Consider the following 16,246-nt stretch of genomic DNA (forward strand, 5'->3'; position numbering starts at 1 on the left):
GAAGCCCGGCCACGCCCCACCTCACACAAGGACGACGCCCCGTCATGACCGACGACGCCCGCACCGCCTCCGGCATTCCGCTGAAACCCCTGTACGGCCCGGAGGACCGGCTCGCCGATCCTCCGCCCCCCGGTGCCTTCCCCTTCACCCGAGGCAACTACCCCACGGGCTACCGGGGTCGCACCTGGACCCTGCGCCAGTACTCCGGCTTCGGCACCGCCGAGGAGTCCAACCGCCGCTACCGCTACCTCCTGGACCAGGGAGGCACCGGACTGTCGGTCGCGCTCGACCTGCCCACGCAGTGCGGGTACGACTCCGACGACCCCGAGTACACGGACGAGGTCGGACGCGTCGGCGTGGCCCTCGACACCCTCGCCGACGCCGAGATCCTCTTCGACTCCATCCCCCTGGACCGCATCAGCACCAGCTTCACCATCAACGGCACCGCCGCCATCCTGCTCGCCTTCTACGTCGCCGCCGCCGAGAAGCGCGGCATCCCGCGCGAGAAGCTGACCGGCACCATCCAGAACGACGTGCTCAAGGAGTACGCCTCCCGCGGCACCTGGATCTGGCCCCCCGAACCGTCGCTGCGGCTCATCGCGGACACCATCGAGTTCTGCGCCGCCGAGGTGCCCCGCTTCAACGCCATCTCGGTCGCCGGTGCGCACTTCCGGGACGCGGGCGCCAACGCCGTGCAGGAGATGGCGTTCACCCTCGCCGACGGAGTGACGTACTGCGAGACCGTGCTCGCACGCGGCCGCATGACCATCGACCAGTTCGCCCCGCAGATCTCCTTCTTCTTCTACACCCACGGCGACTTCTTCGAGGAGGTCGCCAAGTACCGGGCCGGGCGGCGGCGTTGGGCCACCCTGGTCCGGGAGCGGTTCGGGGCGAAGACCGACAAGGCGTGCATGTTCCGCTTCGGCTGCGTGGCCGGCGGCGCCTCGCTGTACGCGCCGCAGGCCCGCAACAACACCGTCCGCGTCGCCTACGAGGCGCTCGCCTCCGTCCTCGGCGGCGTCCAGTCGATGTTCACCGCCGCCTGGGACGAACCGTTCGCCCTGCCCAGCGAGGAGTCGGCCACCCTCGCCCTGCGCACCCAGCAGATCCTGGCGCACGAGACGGGCGTGACAAGCGTCGCCGACCCGCTGGGCGGCTCGTACTTCGTCGAAACACTGACCGACGCCACCGAGGAGCGCATCGAACGGATCATGGCCGACCTGGAGGCGCACGGCGGCATGGTGCGCTGTATCGAGGACGGCTATCTGCAGACCCTGATCGCCGACGAGGCGTGGCGGCTGCACCAGGAGGTCGACTCCGGCGCACGGCCGGTGGTCGGCGTCAACCGCTACACCGCCGAGGAGCCCCCGCCCGACCTCGCCACCTACGAACTGGACGCCGAGGGCCGGGAGCGGCAGCTCAAGCGGCTCGCGCGGGTCAAGGCGGAACGCGGAAACGCCGACGTCCGCGCCCGACTCGATGCCCTGAAACACGCCGCCGAAGGAGACACCAACCTGATGGGCCCTTTGATCGATTGCGCCAACGCCTACTGCACCGTGGGCGAGATGGCGGGCGCCCTGCGCGAGGTGTGGGGCGAGTTCCGGCAGCCGGTGGTGTTCTGATGGCGCCGCCGGTACGCGTCCTCGTCGCCAAGCCCGGACTCGACGGGCACGATCGCGGAGCGAAACTCGTCGCCCGCGCGCTGCGTGACGCCGGGTTCGAGGTGGTGTTCACCGGCATCCGCCGCCGCGTCGACGACATCGCGACCACCGCGGTACAGGAGGACGTGGCGCTGGTCGGACTGTCCATCCTGTCCGGCGCCCACCTCGCGCTGACCCGCCGCACGCTGGAGGCCCTGCGCGCGGCCGGCGCGGAGGACATCCCCGTCGTGGTAGGCGGCACCATCCCCAGCGGAGACGTGGACCGGCTGTACGAGGCCGGGGCCGCCGCCGTGTTTCCCACGGGGACGGCCCTGGACGCCCTCGTCGCCGATATCCGCGCCCTGACCGCCGCACCCGAAGCCGTTTCGACCTCTGAGGAATGACATGCGAGTCGGAGTGATGAGTGGCCCCGAGCGGGGCGACGCCGCCCACAAGGCGGACCGCATGGTCGACGACGCCCGCTGGGCCGAGGAGGCCGGATTCGACACGGTGTGGGTACCGCAGGTGCCCACCGACTTCGACGCGCTGACGGCCGTGACCCTGATGGGGCGGGCCACCTCCCGCATCGAACTGGGCACGGCGGTCGTACCGGTGCACGCCCAGCACCCCGTCGCCCTGGCCCGACAGGCCCTGTCCGCGCACGCGGCGGCCGGTGGACGCCTTGCCCTCGGCGTAGGCGCCTCCCACCACTGGATCGTCCGCGACATGCTCGGCCTCCCCTACGAGAAACCGGCCGCGTACACCCGCGCCTACCTGGAAGTCCTGAGCGCGACGGTCGGCGGGGCGGCGTCCGTGGACGTCGAGAACGACGTCTTCCGCGTGCACAACCCCCTCACCGTGGGCCCGGTGTCCCCGCTGCCGGTCCTGGTGGCCGCGCTGGGCCCGGTGATGCTGCGGATCGCGGGGGCGCTCACCGACGGGACCGTGCTCTGGCTGGCGGACGAGCGGACGGTGGCCGACCACGTCGTCCCGGCGATCACCAAGGCGGCACAGGAAGCGGGACGCGCGGCACCCCGCGTCGTCGCCGGCATCCCGGTCTGCCTGTGCGCGCCGCACGAGGCCGACGCGGCCCGAGAGCGCGCGAACCGCATCCTCGGTGAGGCCGAGGTGTCACCCAACTACCAGCGCCTCATGGAACACGGCGACGCCCGTGACGTCGGCGATCTGTGCGCGGCCGGCGATGAAGCCGCCATCAGGGCGCGATTCCAGCGGTTCGCGGACGCGGGCGTGACCGACCTGTCCGTACGCCTGCTGCCCATCGGCAGCGGACGCGAGGAGCTGGTCGCCTCCAAGCTCCGCACCCGGGACGCGGTGGCGGCAATCGCCACGGACTTCCGGTGAGCGGTCCAAGGCCCCTGTCCGGGCTGCGTGTCCTGGAGGTCGGACACATCCTGGCCGGGCCGTACGCCACCATGCTGCTGGCCGACCTGGGCGCACAGGTCACCAAGGTCGAACCGCCCGGCGGAGACCTGTCCCGTCAGGTCTCCGACGCCTACTTCGCCAGCCTCAACCGGGGCAAACTCTCCGTCCGCCTGGACCTGGCCGCCCCGGAGGGGCAGGAGCGGCTGCACGAGCTGGTGCGGGGCGCCGACGCCCTCTTGGTCAACCTCAAGCCGTCGGCCGTCCACCGCTACGGCCTCACCTACGAGGCGTTGAAGCACTGGAACGAACGGCTTGTGTGCGTCGCCCTCACCGGCTGGGGCATGGACGCCGGTGACCAGCCCGCGTTCGACTACGTCATCCAGGCCGCCACCGGCATCGCGGCGCTCACCGGCGAGCCCGAGGGCCCGCCCCAGCTGCCCGGCTACTCCTCCGCGGACAACTCGGCCGGCCTGGCCGCCGCGCTCGGTCTGCTGGCACAGGTCGTCTCGGGGCGCGGCGGACAGGTCGACGTCTCCCTGCGCGACGTGATGCTCTCCCAGCTCAACTACCACGCGGCCGCCTGGCTCAACGACGGCGTATCCCCGCGCCGCCTCGGCGGTGCCCACGCCTACTACGTCCCCGCACAGCTCTTCCCGACCGCCGAGGGCCACCTCGCCCTGTTCATCACCCACGACGGCTTCTGGCGCGCGTTCGCCACGGAGGCGGGCATCGAGGGCTACCCCACGATGGCCGAGCGGGCCGCCCACCGCGGCGAGGTCGTCGCCGCCGTGACGAAGGCCCTGGCCGCGGACACGGCGACGAACTGGGAGGCCCGGTTGCGCCCGCTGGGGGTCCCGGCGGGCGCCGTGCGCACCCTGCCCGAGGCCCTCGCCGAGGCACCGGAGGCAGTGGCCCAGTCAGGCGATCACCGGCTGGTGGGCAGCCCGTTCCGCATCGCCGGGTGCGAGCCGGAGTACGGCCCGCCGCCGCGGCTCGGAGAGCACGGCGACCACATCTGATCCCTGCGCCGCGTTGTGTCCCGTCGGCACGGGGTCGCCCTGCTGGGTGAACCACTACCCACCGAGACCGGCTCCGGCGCCCCGTTCGACCTGATCCTGGGATCACTCCCCGGAGCTGTCCGCTCCTCCGGTCCCGCGGAGCCGGGCCCCGTTCGGCGCTGGTGGCCGGCGGCCGTCACCGCCCACCACCGCATCTCCGTGCGTACGCTGCACCAAGGACGACCGGGAAGACCGCGCCGCGCTGGAACGAGCTACTTCGGCGGGAATCTCAACGCCCCGTCCAGACGCACGACTTCTCCGTTGAGGTAGTCGTTCTCGCACAGGTGCTGTACCAGCGCGGCGTACTCCTCGGGCCGCCCCATTCGCCGCGGATGCGGTACCTGGGGGCCCCAGTGCGCCTCCAGTTGGCCGCCGGCCTTCCCGTACGCCGGCGTGAGGACGGTACCCGGAGCGACGGAGACGACGCGGATGCCGAGGGGCGACAGGTCACGGGCGGCGACCAGTGTCATCGCGGTCACGCCGCCCTTCGCCGCGGCGTAGGACAGTTGGCCGATCTGCCCCTCGTACGCGGCGATGGACGACGTGGTGACGACGACGCCGCGTCCGCCGTCCTCGCCGAAGGGCGTCGTGCGCGCGATGGCCGCGGCGGCGAGCCGCAGTACGTTGAACACCCCGGTCAGATAGACGTCGACGGTGGTGCGGAAGCCCTCCAGACCCAGAGGGGAGCCGTCCTTGCCGACCACCCGGCCGCCGCTCGCGGGCCCCCCGTGGCAGTCCACCGCGATCCGGAGATCCCCGGCCCGTACCGCCTCTTCGACCGCCGCCCGGACGGAGTCCTCGTCGGTGGCGTCGGTGCGGACGTAGCGCACTCCGAGTTCCGCCTCCAGGGCCTTGCCCTTGTCGTCGGCGAGGTCGGCGACCACCACCCGGGCGCCCGTCGCACACAGTCGCCGGACGGTGGCCTCGCCCAGCCCGCCCGCCCCGCCCACCACCAACGCCGCACAACCGTCGATGTTCATAACATTCCCTCCACTTGAAAGTGTGGATCTGAGTGTAGGAGAATGCCATTCTCATGAACATAGCCGTGATCCTGGAAATGGCCGCCACGGCGGAGGATCGGCCGGCCGTCACAGAAGATGGCCGTACGCTCTCCGCCGCCGAACTCCAGCGCCTGGCGCGCCACGCGGCCGACCGCTTCCGTGGCCGCACCGCGGTCCTCTACCTGGCGCCCAACCACCTCGCCTACCCGGTCGCCCTGTTCGGCGCCGCACTGGCGGGAATTTCCTTCGTCCCCCTCAACTACCGCCTCGGCGAGGAGCAACTGGGCGCGCTGGTCGCGCGGCATCCCGGGGCTGAGGTGCTGAACCCGGCCGACCTCGACGTACTGCTGGCTCCCTCTGGCGAGGCCGAGTGGCTGCCCGCCCCGCAGGACGCGGAATCCGTCGCCGTCGTCCTCTACACCAGCGGCACCACCGCAGCCCCCAAGGCCGCCCTGCTGCGCCACCGTCACCTGCTCGCCTACGTCTTCAACACCCAGGACTTCGGATCGGCGGAACCGAGCGACGCCAGCCTGGTGGCGCTGCCGCCGTACCACGTCGCCGGCCTGATGAACCTGCTCACGAATTTGTACGCAGGCCGCCGCGTCATCTACCAGGGGGTTTTCCAGCCGGCCGACTGGCTGGCCACGGTACGCCGTGAGGGTGTCACCCACGCCATGGTGGTCCCGACCATGCTGGCCCGTCTGACCGTCGAACTGGGTGCAGCACGGGCCGAGACCCCGACCCTGCGTAATCTCGCCTACGGCGGCGCGCGTTGCCCGCGTCCGGTGGTTGAGCGGGCCCTGCATCAGTTCCCGGACACCGGCTTCGTCAACGCCTATGGGCTGACGGAGACCGCATCCTCGGTCTGTGTGCTGGGCCCCGACGACCACTGGAGGGCGGTAGCGTCCGAGAACCCGGCGGTCCACGCACGACTGGGCTCGGTGGGGCGGCCGCTGCCCGGTGTCGAGGTCGAGATCCGTGACGAGGACGGCAAGACGCTGGAGCCGGGGGACACCGGCCTCGTCTTCGTGCGCGGCGCCCAGATCTCCGGCGAGTACGCGGGCACGGACGGCTCCGGCCGAGGGGACGGCTGGTTCGCCACCCGGGACCGCGGGCGACTGGACGAGGACGGTTACCTGTTCCTCGAAGGCCGCGCGGACGACACGATCATCCGGGGCGGCGAGAACATCGCCCCCGCCGAGATCGAGGACGTCCTGCTTCAGCACCCGGGCATAGAGGAGGCCGCCGTGCTCGGCCTGCCGGACCCCGAGTGGGGCCAGCGGCTGGTCGCGGTGCTCGTCGGTGCCGGCGACCCGGAGGAGATCCGGTCCTTCGCAAAGCGCCGCCTGCGTTCCTCGAAGACCCCGGACACCGTCGTCTTCCGCTCCGAACTGCCCCGCACCGCCACGGGCAAGCTGCTGCGCCGCACCCTCGTTGCCGAGCTCGCCGAACCGGAGGAGACCACCGATGCCTGACGCCGTGCTCGTCGCCGCCCTGCGCACCCCCATCGGCACCGCCTTCAAGGGCAGCCTGCGCGACACGACAGCCCACGAACTCGCCGACCGCATCGTCGCGACGGTGGCGGAGGGCCTCGATCCCGCTCTGGTGGACGACGTGATCCTCGCCGAGTCGCACTACGGTGGCGGAGTCGTCGCCCGTCACGCCGCGCTGACCGCGGGACTGCCGCATGTACCGGGACTCGCCCTCAACCGGCACTGCGCGGCAGGGCTGGCGGCGGTGCAGACCGCCGCCGCCTCGGTACGGGCTGGCATGGACCGGCTGGTCCTCGCCGGCGGCGTCAACTCCGCGTCCACCGCGCCCAAGCTGTCCTTCCGTGGTGTCGAAGGCCCGTGGGTGCCCCCGTCCCACCCGGACCGGGCCGACGCGCCCAACCTCGACATGTCGATCACGGTGGGCTGGAACACTGCGGTGCGAGCCGGGATCAGCCGCGAGGATATGGACGCGTGGGCGCTGCGCTCGCACCGCAACGCCGTGCGCGCCCTCGACGAAGGGCGCTTCAAGGACGAGACCGTGCCCGTCGACACCGCACACGGCCCCTTCGAGGCGGACGAACACCCGCGCCGCGACACCAGCGCGGAACGCCTCGCCGCTCTCAAACCGCTCCACCCCGAGATCGAGGGCTTTTCCATCACCGCCGGAAACGCCTGCGGCGCCAACGACGCGGCGGCCGCCGTGGCGGTGGCGGACGCGGGTCTCGGGCTGCCGGCCCTGGCCACCGTGCGCGCCTGGGCCTCCGTCGCCCTCGACCCCGCCGAGACCGGCCTCACCCCCGTGCAGGCCATCCCGAAGGCACTGGGACGGGCGGGCCTCACCGTGTCCGACGTCGACCTCTTCGAGATCAACGAGGCCTTCGCTTCCGTCGCTGTCGCCGCCGTCCACCGCCTCGGCCTCGATCCGGACACCGTGAACGTCAACGGCAGCGGCTGCTCCCTCGGGCACCCGGTCGCGGCCACCGGCGCCCGTATGGTCGTCACCCTCGTCCACGAACTACGCCGCAGGGGCGGGGGAGTGGGCGTCGCGGCGATGTGCGCCGGGGGCGGAATGGGGAGTGCGCTGGTCCTGGAGGTCCCGGCACCCTGACCGCACACAACCTCCCTCAAGCTTCTCCTGCTTGATCGTCGGGACGAAGCCGTGCTCCATGCGGGCGCGGACGGGGCCGCTTCCCCGGGGCGGCCGATCGCCTTCTCTGCTGTCGGAACCGAATCTTCAGGCTCAGACGTCCCAGAGTCCAGGCCATGCTGATCTGACCACCGAAGCATCAACGTCCGAGCGGGGTGGCTGAGTCGACAGCTCCGCTCATGCCGGAGAATCCGGAGCGGCTCGGCGATTACTGGATCACCGCACGGCTTGGCTCCGGCGCCTAGGGCGTGGTGTACGAGGCATACGACGGGCACGGCGCTCAGTTCGCCCTCAAGGTGTTGCGTCGCGACGCCGAGCCGTTCGTGCGGGAGCGCTTCGTGAAGGAGGTCGAGGCGCCAAGGAAGGTGGCTCCCTTCTGCACCGCTCGTATCTTCGACGTGTCCGCCACCGAGGAGGCGGAGAATGGCGGTCCCTGGAGTGCGGTGCCGCGCATCGTCAGCGAGTACATACCCGGGCCCACCCTCTTGCTGCGATCCACAGCGCCGGGGTTCTTCACCGCGACCTGAAACCCGGCAACATTTTCCTGGGCCCTGCGGACCGCGCATCATCGACTTCGGTATCGCTCGTGCTCCCGACATGTCTCTCACAGCCACTGGTGCGCTCATGGGGACCCTCGGCTACATGGCGCCCGAGGTGTTGTCCGGTCGACGCGCAACCACGGCGTCCGACATCTTCGCGTGGGGCGCGGTCGTGGTGTTCGCGGCGAGCGGCGACGAACCTTTCCGCGGCGCCCACGTAGGGAGTTCGTTCACCGGACCGCGTCCGTGGACCCCGACCCCGGAGCGATCCCCGCCCGGATTCGCCCCCTTGTCACCGCAGCCCTCGCGAAGGACCCCGAACTACGGCCTGACGCACCGGACCTGCTCACCGGCCTGGTCGGAGGGGGTCCACGGCTCGACCGAGAGCGCCGCCCCCTGGGGGAGCGCGCGTAGGCCGCGTTCATCTCGCAAGGCAGGCCGCGACATCACCCGCAGGGAATGCCGTACGGACATCCCGGATCTGCCCTACCGCACCTGTGCTGAAGTGCCCCGAAATCCGGCACCCTCCACCTCAGCCGAACCGCAGCAACGCCTCCTGGGCGAAGGACGCGAGCAGTCGGCCGTGCTCGGTGAACACGTCCCCGCGTCCGAAGCACCGGCCGTGTGCGGCCAGCGGACTCCGCTGGCGCAGCAGCAGCCACTGCCCTGTGTCGAACGGCCGGTGGAACCACACGGTGTGCGCCGTGACGGCCGAGACGAACTCCGTGCCCGAGTCCGTCTGCGTCACTCCGGGCACCGGCCGCAGCGCAGTGCCGATCGGCGTGAGGTCGGTCGCGTACGCGACGAGCGCGGGCGCGGCGGCCCTCGGTGCTCTCGGGACATGGGTCCACAGCTCGTGGACGGGCGGCTCGGCCTTCTCGGTGGCGAGGTCGGTCGCCGCTCGTGACTCCCAGGGCAGCAGGGCGAGGTCCACCCGGCGTTCCGGGCCGGGGAGTGCGGGGGGCGGGTCGGTCGTCTGGCGTTCCGGGCCCTCCTCCCACGCGTGGAGGCCGGCGTTCGCCACCGCGATCACCCCGTGCCGCTGCCGTGCGACGAGCCGCACGGTCGCGAACGTACGACCCTGCTGCGGTACGTCGGTCTCGTAGCGCACCGGCTCGCCAGTACGGCCCTCGCGCAGGAACTGGGTGTGCAGGGACTTGAGGTCCTTGCCGGTCACGGACCGGGCCGCAGCGCGGGCGAACTGGGCCAGCAGTTGTCCGCCGAACAGCCGACGGTACTCCAGCCGCTGTGAGGCGCCCTCGTAGGTGTGCTCGTCCACGGCCGTCAGATCGAGGCAGCCGAGCAGGTCGTGCCAGAGATCGGTGGGCACCTGATCCTCCTCACAGTTCGACGAGGCGCGGGGTGCGGCCCTCGCGCAGCAGCAGCGTCCCCGCCTCGCGGGTGAGGTCGCGGGCTGAGCCCAGCAGTCCGTCCAGGACCAGAGCGCGTTTGACGTGGAGGTGCAGCTCGTGTTCGGCGGTGAAGCCGATTCCGCCGAGCGCCTGCTGGCAGTGGCGGGCGGCGGTGAGCGCGGCCCGGCCTGCCGCCGCCTTGGCGAGGAGGGAGGACGTGTCGTCGTCCCCGGCGGCCGTCAGGACCGCCTCGGCGCCCTCCAGGGCGACGTGTGTCTCGGCCAGGCGGTGACGCAGCGCCTGGAACGAGGCGAGCGGGCGTCCGAACTGTTGCCGGTCCAGGACGTGGCGGCGGGCCAGCGCGAGCATCGTCCGCCCGGTCCCGAGCAGCCACCAGCCCAGCGCCCGGCGCCCGCCGGCCAGGGGAAGGGGACCGCCCTCGGCGACGCGCCGCAGCGGCAGCCCGGGGTCCAGCGGGCGGTCGCCCGCGTCGCCGTCCCGTACCCACTCCACCCACAGCCCGCCCGTGTACGGCAGCGCCGGTGTCCGGCCCGGCGGACCTCCCGTCTCACGCAGGACCACGTCATTGAGAACGGAGGCGTGCGCGCCGGTCTCGCCGAGCAGGCGGAAGACCACGGGGACCGCCGTGTCCGGTTCCTCGGCGAGCATCTGGGTCCAGCCGAGGTCGGCGAGGGCGGTGTCGAGGCCGGTGCCCGAGGTGCCCGTCATCGTCTTGCGCAAGGTCTGCTCCAGCAGTTCGCGTTCGTCGGCGTCCACGAGTGGTCACTCCCTTCCGAGGCCCAGCAGGCGGCGGGCGACGATGTTGCGCTGGATCTCCGCGGTGCCGCCGTAGATGGTGGCCGCACGCGAGTAGAGGTACTCGGTGCGCCACGTTCCCGCGTCCGTCAGCTCGACGGCGCCGGGCAGCAGGTCGCGCGCGGTGTCGAAGAGCCGCTGCTCGGCGGTGGCCAGGAGGATCTTGTCCACGGACGTCTCCGGCCCCAGCCTTCCCTCCTCTGCCAGTGCCCGCTGAGTGTGCGCCGAGCGGCAGCGTGCCGTGTGCAGGTCGAGCCAGGCGGCGCCGAGGGCTTCGGCGTCCGGTTCGCAGCCGTCCGCCAGCAGCCGGTCCAGGCGGCTGTGCAGATGAGCGATCCGGTGCCAGAAGCAGGTGGAGCGCTCGTGCGGCAGGAGGTCCATGGCCAGCTTCCAGCCGTCACCCGGCGCGCCGAGCAGGCGGTCGCCCGGGACGCGGACGTCGTCGAGGAAGACCTCGGCGAACTCGTCGACACCGTGCATGGTGCGCAGCGGGCGGACGGTGATGCCGGGGGAGTCCATGTCGACCAGGAAGGCGCTGATGCCGTCGTGGCCCGGTCCGCCGGTGCGGGCCAGCAGGACACAGCGGGCGGCGTACTGGGCGAGGCTCGTCCACACCTTCTGCCCGGACACCACCCAGTCGTCCGCGTCGCGCGTGGCCCGTGTGCTCAGCGAGGCCAGGTCACTGCCCGAGCCCGGCTCGGAGAAGCCCTGGCACCACTGCTCCCGGCCGCTCAGCAGCCGGGGCACCATGTCGGCGGCCAGCGCCGACGGCGCGTAATCGATCAACGTGGGCACCAGAACCTCGACCATCGACCAGATGCCGGGTTCGGCCAGGTCGCGCGAGGCGATCTCCTCGCCGAGCACCGCCCGCAGGACACCGGGCCCGCTCAGCCCGCCGACCTCGCGGGGCCAGCCGTGGCGCATCCACCCCGCGTCCCACAGCGCCCGGCGGACCCGGGCGAGCTGGGCCACCTGGGCGTCGAGGCCGTGATCGTCGCCGGGGGCCAGGTCGTGGGCGTCGAGCCAGACCCGCAACTCCCGCCTGAAGTCGGCAATGTTCATGAGCGCGCGCGCACGAAGGCGTGCGGGCGGCCCGAGTCGTGGTCGCCGCTGCGCCGGATGAAGGTCATGGCACGGGTGCGCAACCGCCACCCCTCGGCCGTCCGCACATACGTGTCGTTGTAGTAGCCGATGCGCAGGGCGTGCTCCGAGTGCTCGACGAAGCACAGCGGCTGGGTGCCGGTGGCCGTGTCGCCGTCCAGCTCGATCACCGGGGTCCCCACGAGGAACAGCCCCTTGGGGGCCGCGGCGATCAACGCGGGGAACTCGTCGAGCGGATACGTGTCGCCGAACGCGCTGTAACTGCCGCCCGAGGTGAACACGCCGAGCACCCTGTCCACGTCACCGCGGGTCATGGCGACCGCGTAGCGGGCGAGGAGTTGTTCGATCTCCACCAGGTCGTCGGTAGGGCTCACGGGGCCGCCTCTCTCGTCGTCCGTTCGGAATGAGAATGGGATTCTCACTGATGAGTATCGTGTACGGATGGTTGATTCTCCAATAGGGAGAAGCTAGTTTCCAAGTCATGGATCAATTCCTGGCCTTCACGGTGGTGGGCCTGAGCACCGCCGCGATCTACGCCGTGATCGGCAGCGGCCTGGTACTCACCCACACCACGGCGGGCGTCTTCAACTTCGCCCACGGCGCTGCCGGCATGCTCGCGGCCTTCTCCTACTGGCAGCTCGCCGTCGGCTGGGAATGGCCGGTGCCGCTCGCCCTCGCCACCGTGCTGCTCATCCTCGCGCCGGCCTTCGGCCTCTTCGTCGAGCGGGTGCTGATGCGCCCGGTCCAGGCCCTCGGCGAGGCCGAACGCCTCGTCATGACGGTGGCCCTGCTCACCGGATGCATCGCGCTGGCCCGCTGGGTCTGGGACCCCAACACCGCCCGGCCTCTCGCCCCGTTCTTCGCCGACCGCTCCGCCATCCGGCTCGGCCCCGCCTCCATGACCTGGCACCAGGCAGTCACCATGGCGGTCGCGGTCGCCGTGGCCGCGGCACTGTGGTTCCTGCTGCACCGCACCCGGGCCGGCACGGAGATGCGCGCCTCGGTCGACGACCGCGCCCTGGCCGGCCTGACCGGCGCCGACCCGTTGCGGGCCGGCCGCCTCGCCTGGATACTCGGCATCCAGCTCGCCGCCGTCGGCGGCATCCTCATCGCGCCCACCGTCGCCCTCGACGCCCAGCAGCTCTCCCTACTGATCGTCAGCGCCTACACCGCCGCCGTCTTCGGCAGACTGCGCAGCCTGCCGCTCACCTTCCTCGGCGCGGTCGTGGTCGGCCTGCTGGAGGCCTACCTCGCCGGCTACCTGCCGCGGAACGACTTCCTGCCCGGCCTTCGCCTGGCCGCCCCCGCCCTGCTCCTCCTCCTGGCGCTGCTCGCCTTCCCGCACCGCCGACTGCGCGGCCGCGACCGCCGACTGGTCCGCGTACCGCTGCCCACCGCACGCGGCAGCCTCGTCTTCGCGGGCAGCGTCGTGCTCCTCGCGGTCGTGCTGGTCACCGTCCTGACCGAGGACGCGATCATCTCCTACGGCACGGTCTTCTCCCTCGGCGTCATCGCCCTGTCCTTCGTGCCGCTGGCCGGCTTCACGGGACAGATCTCGTTGTGCCAGCTGTCCATCGCGGGCATCGGCGCGGTGGTGTGGGGCCACCTCGGCGCGCACGGCGAGCTGTGGGCGCTGCCCGTCGCCGTGCTGATCGCGGCAGGCGTGGGAGCACTCGTCGCCCTTCCCGCGCTGCGCCTCTCCGGCGTCTATCTGGCGCTCGGCACCGCCGCCTTCGCCGTCATCCTCGACCGCTGGGTCTTCACCCTCCCCGCCTTCGACGTGTTCGGCGTGCGCATCACCCTGTTCGACCAGGGATCCGTGCCGGTCACCGGCCCCGACCTGTTCGGCTGGCACCTCACCTCCCCCACCCAACTGCTGCTGCTGGCCGCCGCCCTCCTCGCGCTCGCCTCGCTCGCCGTGGCCGCGCTGCGCCGAGGCCGCATCGGCCGCCGGCTGATCGCCCTGCGCGACAGCGAGGCCGCCTTCGCCACCCTCGGCGGGCGCCTACTCGGCGCCAAAGTGGCCGTCTTCGCCCTGTCGGCCGGGCTCGCCGGCCTCGGCGGGGCCCTCTACGGCATGCAGTTGCAGACCGTCACCGCCGAGCAGTTCAGCCTCGTCGCCGGCCTGCCGATCTTCCTCATCGCTGTCATCGGAGGGCTCGGAGCCGTGGGAACGGGCCTGTTTGCCGGGCTCGCCTTCGTTGTCCCGACGCAGCTGTTCGCGGAACTCGGCAGCTGGGCCCACGACCTCTCGACGCTGCTCATCGCACTCGCCGGGATGGGCCTCGCGCACAGTCCGGCCGGAGTGGCCCCCCGCATGCACGCCGAGTGGGCGAAACTCGCCCGTGACCGGACCCTGTTCCCCGCACTGCTCGGTGTGCTCGCCCTGTGCTGGCTGCTCGCCGCCACCAACGCGGTGAGCGGCGGCCTGACACTCGTGGCGGCCCTCGTGGCAGCCCTGTCGCTCAACGCCCGCGCCTCCGCGCGGCGACAACCGGCCCCGGACATCCCCCTGGAGTGGTGGGGCCTGCGCCGACCGTGGAAGCCCGAGGACGGGGAGGTGCTGAGCCGTGCCACTGCTGCGAGCTGAGGAGGTGAGCGTCTCCTTCGGAGGGCGCCGCGCCCTGGACACGGTGACCGTGGCCGCGGAAGCGGGCCGCGTCACCGGGCTCATCGGACCCAACGGAGCGGGGAAGAGCACCCTGTTCGACGTCATCTCCGGACTGCGCCGGCCGCTCACCGGCCGGGTCCTGCTCGACGGACACGACATCACCCGGGAGGGCCCGGCCCGCAGAGCCCGACGCGGACTCTCCCGCACCTTCCAGCACCTGGAGCTGTTCGGACGCCTCACCGTCCGCGACAACCTCCTCGTCGCCGCCGAACTCGGCCCCGGCCGACGCCAGGCGGCCCGTACGGCGGACCGGGTCCTGGACCACCTGGGACTGACGGACCAGGCCGACGCGCCCGCCGACGCCCTGCCCACCGGCGTGGCCCGGCTCGTCGAGGTCGCCCGCGTGCTCGTCCTGGAACCGAAGGTCCTGCTCCTCGACGAACCCGCCGCAGGCCAGGACACCGAGGAGACCGGCCGCTTCGCCGACCTGCTGCGCTCCCTCGCCGCGGAGGGCACCGCCGTACTCCTCGTCGAACACGACATGAGCCTGGTGATGACCGTGTGCGACGAGGTCCACGTCCTCGACCTCGGCATCGTCGTCGCCAGCGGCCCGCCCGCGCGGATCCGGCACGACAAAACGGTACTCGCGGCCTACCTGGGGAAGGAATGACCACGGGCGCCATCGGGGGACCGCTCCTCGAACTGAGCGGTGTGCGCGCCGCGTACGACGGCATCACCGTCCTGCACGGCGTGGACCTCACGGTCGACGCCGGCCAGGTCGTGGCACTGCTCGGCCCCAACGGGGCGGGCAAGACCACCACGCTGAACGTGGCCGCCGGAGTTCACCCGCCCAGCGCCGGCCGGCTGAACCTCGGCGGCCGAGACGTCTCCGGCGCCCGCGCCGGGGACCTCGCCCGTTCCGGCGTCTGCCTCATCCCCGAGGGGCGCGGGGTCTTCCCCAACCTCTCCGTGCGGGACAACCTCTGGATGATGACCTTCACGGGCCGCACCCGGGAAGAGATCGAGGACGCCGCCTACGCCCGCTTCCCCGTCCTCGGCGACCGTCGCACCCAAGCGGCCGGCACCCTGTCCGGCGGCGAACAGCAGATGCTCGCCCTCGCCCGCGGACTCACCACCGATCCCGCCGTCCTCCTGCTCGACGAACTCTCCATGGGTCTGGCCCCATTGGTCGTGGCGGACCTGTACGAACGGGTCGCGTGCATCGCCCGGGAGGGCGTCGCGGTCCTGATCGTCGAACAGTTCGCCGCTGCCGTGCTGAAGATCGCCGACCACGTCGCCGTCCTGGCCCGCGGCCGGATCCCGTGGCAGGGACCTCCCGACAGGTCCCTGCACGCCGAACTCTCCTCCTACTACCTGGGGAGCGCCCCATGACGTCCAGCCCCGCACCGCGACCACGCGCGGAACGGTTCGCCCGCGAACTCGCCGAGCTGAAGATCCCGGACCCCGCCGCCGCGCGCGCCGCCCTGTGGCTCCGTCTCGGCGGTCTGCTGATGGCCGTGGGGCTCGTGCTCGGCGCGGTCGCCTTCCCTCTCGCCCACGGCACGGACAACTCGCTCGCCCAGGGCGATGCGCTTGCCGTCGGCCTCGGCGGGATCGCCGCCGCGGTGGTGGGCGCGGCCCTCTTCCTGCGCTACTCGCTCACCGGCTTCCTGCGCTTCTGGCTGGCCCGCCAGTCCTACGACCTGGAACTGCTGGGGGAGCGGCTCACCACGACACTCCCGACCCACCCTCTCCCGGAAGGAGATCCACGCCATGGCGTCCCCCGCACCGACCCCGCGCCCCGGTGACCAGCTCGCCTCGGCCACCGGCACCACACGGGTGATCGTCATCCGGGCCCCGCAGCAGGCCGCCGGCCCGATCGAGTGCGGCGGCAGCCCGATGGTCCCCGCCGATCAGGCACCCGTCCCCGCCCCGGCCGGGGAGGCCACGGGCACCTTGATCGGCAAACGGTACGTGGACCCGGCCGACACCCTCGAACTCCTCTGTACCGCGTCGGGCCCCGGCCACCTCGCCTATGCAGGGGAACCGCTGACCATCAAAGCGCCGAAGGCGCTGCCCGCCTCCGACTGAACCGAGACCGAGCC

The 16,246-nt window shown here is 72.0% G+C and carries 17 protein-coding genes and 1 pseudogene; 13 read left to right on the forward strand and 5 right to left on the reverse strand.

Translation table 11 applies throughout. The features are described from left to right. Positions 1 to 44 precede the first annotated feature (44 nt). The 4 genes from ACZ6EG_RS31015 to ACZ6EG_RS31030 are packed head-to-tail and all read left to right on the forward strand — an operon-like array spanning position 45 to position 4,042. The gene (locus ACZ6EG_RS31015) at positions 45 to 1,622 is read left to right on the forward strand and encodes a methylmalonyl-CoA mutase family protein (RefSeq protein ID WP_469609588.1); all 1,578 of its coding nucleotides are present in this window, start codon (positions 45 to 47) and stop codon (positions 1,620 to 1,622) included. Then, positions 1,622 to 2,044 carry a cobalamin B12-binding domain-containing protein gene (locus ACZ6EG_RS31020; RefSeq protein ID WP_469609591.1) on the forward strand — a complete coding sequence of 141 codons (423 nt, stop codon included), beginning with the start codon at positions 1,622 to 1,624 and terminating at the stop codon, positions 2,042 to 2,044. The genes ACZ6EG_RS31015 and ACZ6EG_RS31020 overlap by 1 nt, the downstream gene beginning before the upstream one ends. Position 2,045: 1 nt before the next feature. Beyond that, on the forward strand, positions 2,046 to 3,002 hold the full coding sequence (locus ACZ6EG_RS31025) for a TIGR03564 family F420-dependent LLM class oxidoreductase (protein WP_469609594.1): 957 nt from the start codon (positions 2,046 to 2,048) through the stop codon (positions 3,000 to 3,002). Continuing rightward, complete coding sequence (locus tag ACZ6EG_RS31030) at positions 2,999 to 4,042, forward strand: CaiB/BaiF CoA transferase family protein (RefSeq protein WP_469609597.1); 1,044 nt, start codon at positions 2,999 to 3,001, stop codon at positions 4,040 to 4,042. Before ACZ6EG_RS31025 ends, ACZ6EG_RS31030 begins: the two co-directional genes overlap by 4 nt. Positions 4,043 to 4,293: 251 nt before the next feature. Here the strand turns inward: ACZ6EG_RS31030 and ACZ6EG_RS31035 are convergent, their stop codons facing one another. Next, positions 4,294 to 5,061, reverse strand: coding sequence for an SDR family oxidoreductase (locus ACZ6EG_RS31035; protein WP_469609600.1), 768 nt, complete (start codon positions 5,059 to 5,061; stop codon positions 4,294 to 4,296). 53 nt (positions 5,062 to 5,114) lie between these two features. Here ACZ6EG_RS31035 and ACZ6EG_RS31040 point away from each other — a divergent pair, with 53 nt between their 5' ends. The 4 genes and pseudogenes from ACZ6EG_RS31040 to ACZ6EG_RS31055 form a co-directional block, all read left to right on the forward strand. Further along, complete coding sequence (locus ACZ6EG_RS31040) at positions 5,115 to 6,557, forward strand: class I adenylate-forming enzyme family protein (RefSeq protein ID WP_469609603.1); 1,443 nt, start codon at positions 5,115 to 5,117, stop codon at positions 6,555 to 6,557. Next, positions 6,550 to 7,683, forward strand: coding sequence for a thiolase family protein (locus ACZ6EG_RS31045; RefSeq protein ID WP_469609606.1), 1,134 nt, complete (start codon positions 6,550 to 6,552; stop codon positions 7,681 to 7,683). Before ACZ6EG_RS31040 ends, ACZ6EG_RS31045 begins: the two co-directional genes overlap by 8 nt. A gap of 290 nt (positions 7,684 to 7,973) precedes the next feature. Beyond that, positions 7,974 to 8,249, forward strand: coding sequence for a hypothetical protein (locus tag ACZ6EG_RS31050; protein ID WP_469609609.1), 276 nt, complete (start codon positions 7,974 to 7,976; stop codon positions 8,247 to 8,249). Next, a pseudogene (locus tag ACZ6EG_RS31055) lies at positions 8,146 to 8,466 on the forward strand (protein kinase domain-containing protein); the annotation flags it as partial. The gene ACZ6EG_RS31050 and the pseudogene ACZ6EG_RS31055, both read left to right, overlap by 104 nt. A 327-nt stretch (positions 8,467 to 8,793) precedes the next feature. Here ACZ6EG_RS31055 and ACZ6EG_RS31060 read toward each other — a convergent pair. Genes ACZ6EG_RS31060 through ACZ6EG_RS31075 form a run of 4 tightly spaced genes read right to left on the reverse strand, consistent with a single transcriptional unit; the run spans position 8,794 to position 11,904 of the window. Further along, positions 8,794 to 9,591: an acyl-CoA thioesterase gene (locus tag ACZ6EG_RS31060; protein ID WP_469609611.1), complete on the reverse strand. Its 798-nt coding sequence runs from the start codon at positions 9,589 to 9,591 to the stop codon at positions 8,794 to 8,796. A gap of 10 nt (positions 9,592 to 9,601) precedes the next feature. Further along, positions 9,602 to 10,390 (reverse strand): acyl-CoA dehydrogenase family protein, encoded by a 789-nt coding sequence (locus ACZ6EG_RS31065; protein WP_469609613.1) that lies wholly within the window; start codon positions 10,388 to 10,390, stop codon positions 9,602 to 9,604. Positions 10,391 to 10,396: 6 nt separating this feature from the next. Then, positions 10,397 to 11,491: an acyl-CoA dehydrogenase family protein gene (locus tag ACZ6EG_RS31070; RefSeq protein ID WP_469609616.1), complete on the reverse strand. Its 1,095-nt coding sequence runs from the start codon at positions 11,489 to 11,491 to the stop codon at positions 10,397 to 10,399. Further along, complete coding sequence (locus tag ACZ6EG_RS31075; protein ID WP_469609619.1) at positions 11,488 to 11,904, reverse strand: nuclear transport factor 2 family protein; 417 nt, start codon at positions 11,902 to 11,904, stop codon at positions 11,488 to 11,490. Before ACZ6EG_RS31075 ends, ACZ6EG_RS31070 begins: the two co-directional genes overlap by 4 nt. Before the next feature lie 107 nt (positions 11,905 to 12,011). Between ACZ6EG_RS31075 and ACZ6EG_RS31080 the strand changes: the two genes are divergently transcribed. From ACZ6EG_RS31080 to ACZ6EG_RS31100, 5 genes are read left to right on the forward strand one after another with little or no spacing between them, the layout of a single operon-like run. Beyond that, positions 12,012 to 14,120 carry a branched-chain amino acid ABC transporter permease gene (locus ACZ6EG_RS31080; RefSeq protein ID WP_469609622.1) on the forward strand — a complete coding sequence of 703 codons (2,109 nt, stop codon included), beginning with the start codon at positions 12,012 to 12,014 and terminating at the stop codon, positions 14,118 to 14,120. Further along, on the forward strand, positions 14,101 to 14,811 hold the full coding sequence (locus ACZ6EG_RS31085) for an ABC transporter ATP-binding protein (RefSeq protein ID WP_469609625.1): 711 nt from the start codon (positions 14,101 to 14,103) through the stop codon (positions 14,809 to 14,811). The genes ACZ6EG_RS31080 and ACZ6EG_RS31085 overlap by 20 nt, the downstream gene beginning before the upstream one ends. Beyond that, complete coding sequence (locus ACZ6EG_RS31090) at positions 14,808 to 15,533, forward strand: ABC transporter ATP-binding protein (protein ID WP_469609628.1); 726 nt, start codon at positions 14,808 to 14,810, stop codon at positions 15,531 to 15,533. Before ACZ6EG_RS31085 ends, ACZ6EG_RS31090 begins: the two co-directional genes overlap by 4 nt. Further along, entirely contained in the window at positions 15,530 to 15,949 is a 420-nt protein-coding gene (locus ACZ6EG_RS31095; RefSeq protein WP_229830812.1) for a hypothetical protein, read from the forward strand. Before ACZ6EG_RS31090 ends, ACZ6EG_RS31095 begins: the two co-directional genes overlap by 4 nt. Continuing rightward, positions 15,915 to 16,232 carry a hypothetical protein gene (locus tag ACZ6EG_RS31100; RefSeq protein ID WP_191887586.1) on the forward strand — a complete coding sequence of 106 codons (318 nt, stop codon included), beginning with the start codon at positions 15,915 to 15,917 and terminating at the stop codon, positions 16,230 to 16,232. The genes ACZ6EG_RS31095 and ACZ6EG_RS31100 overlap by 35 nt, the downstream gene beginning before the upstream one ends. Positions 16,233 to 16,246: the final 14 nt, after the last annotated feature.

Source organism: Streptomyces sp. NPDC041968 (assembly GCF_055589025.1).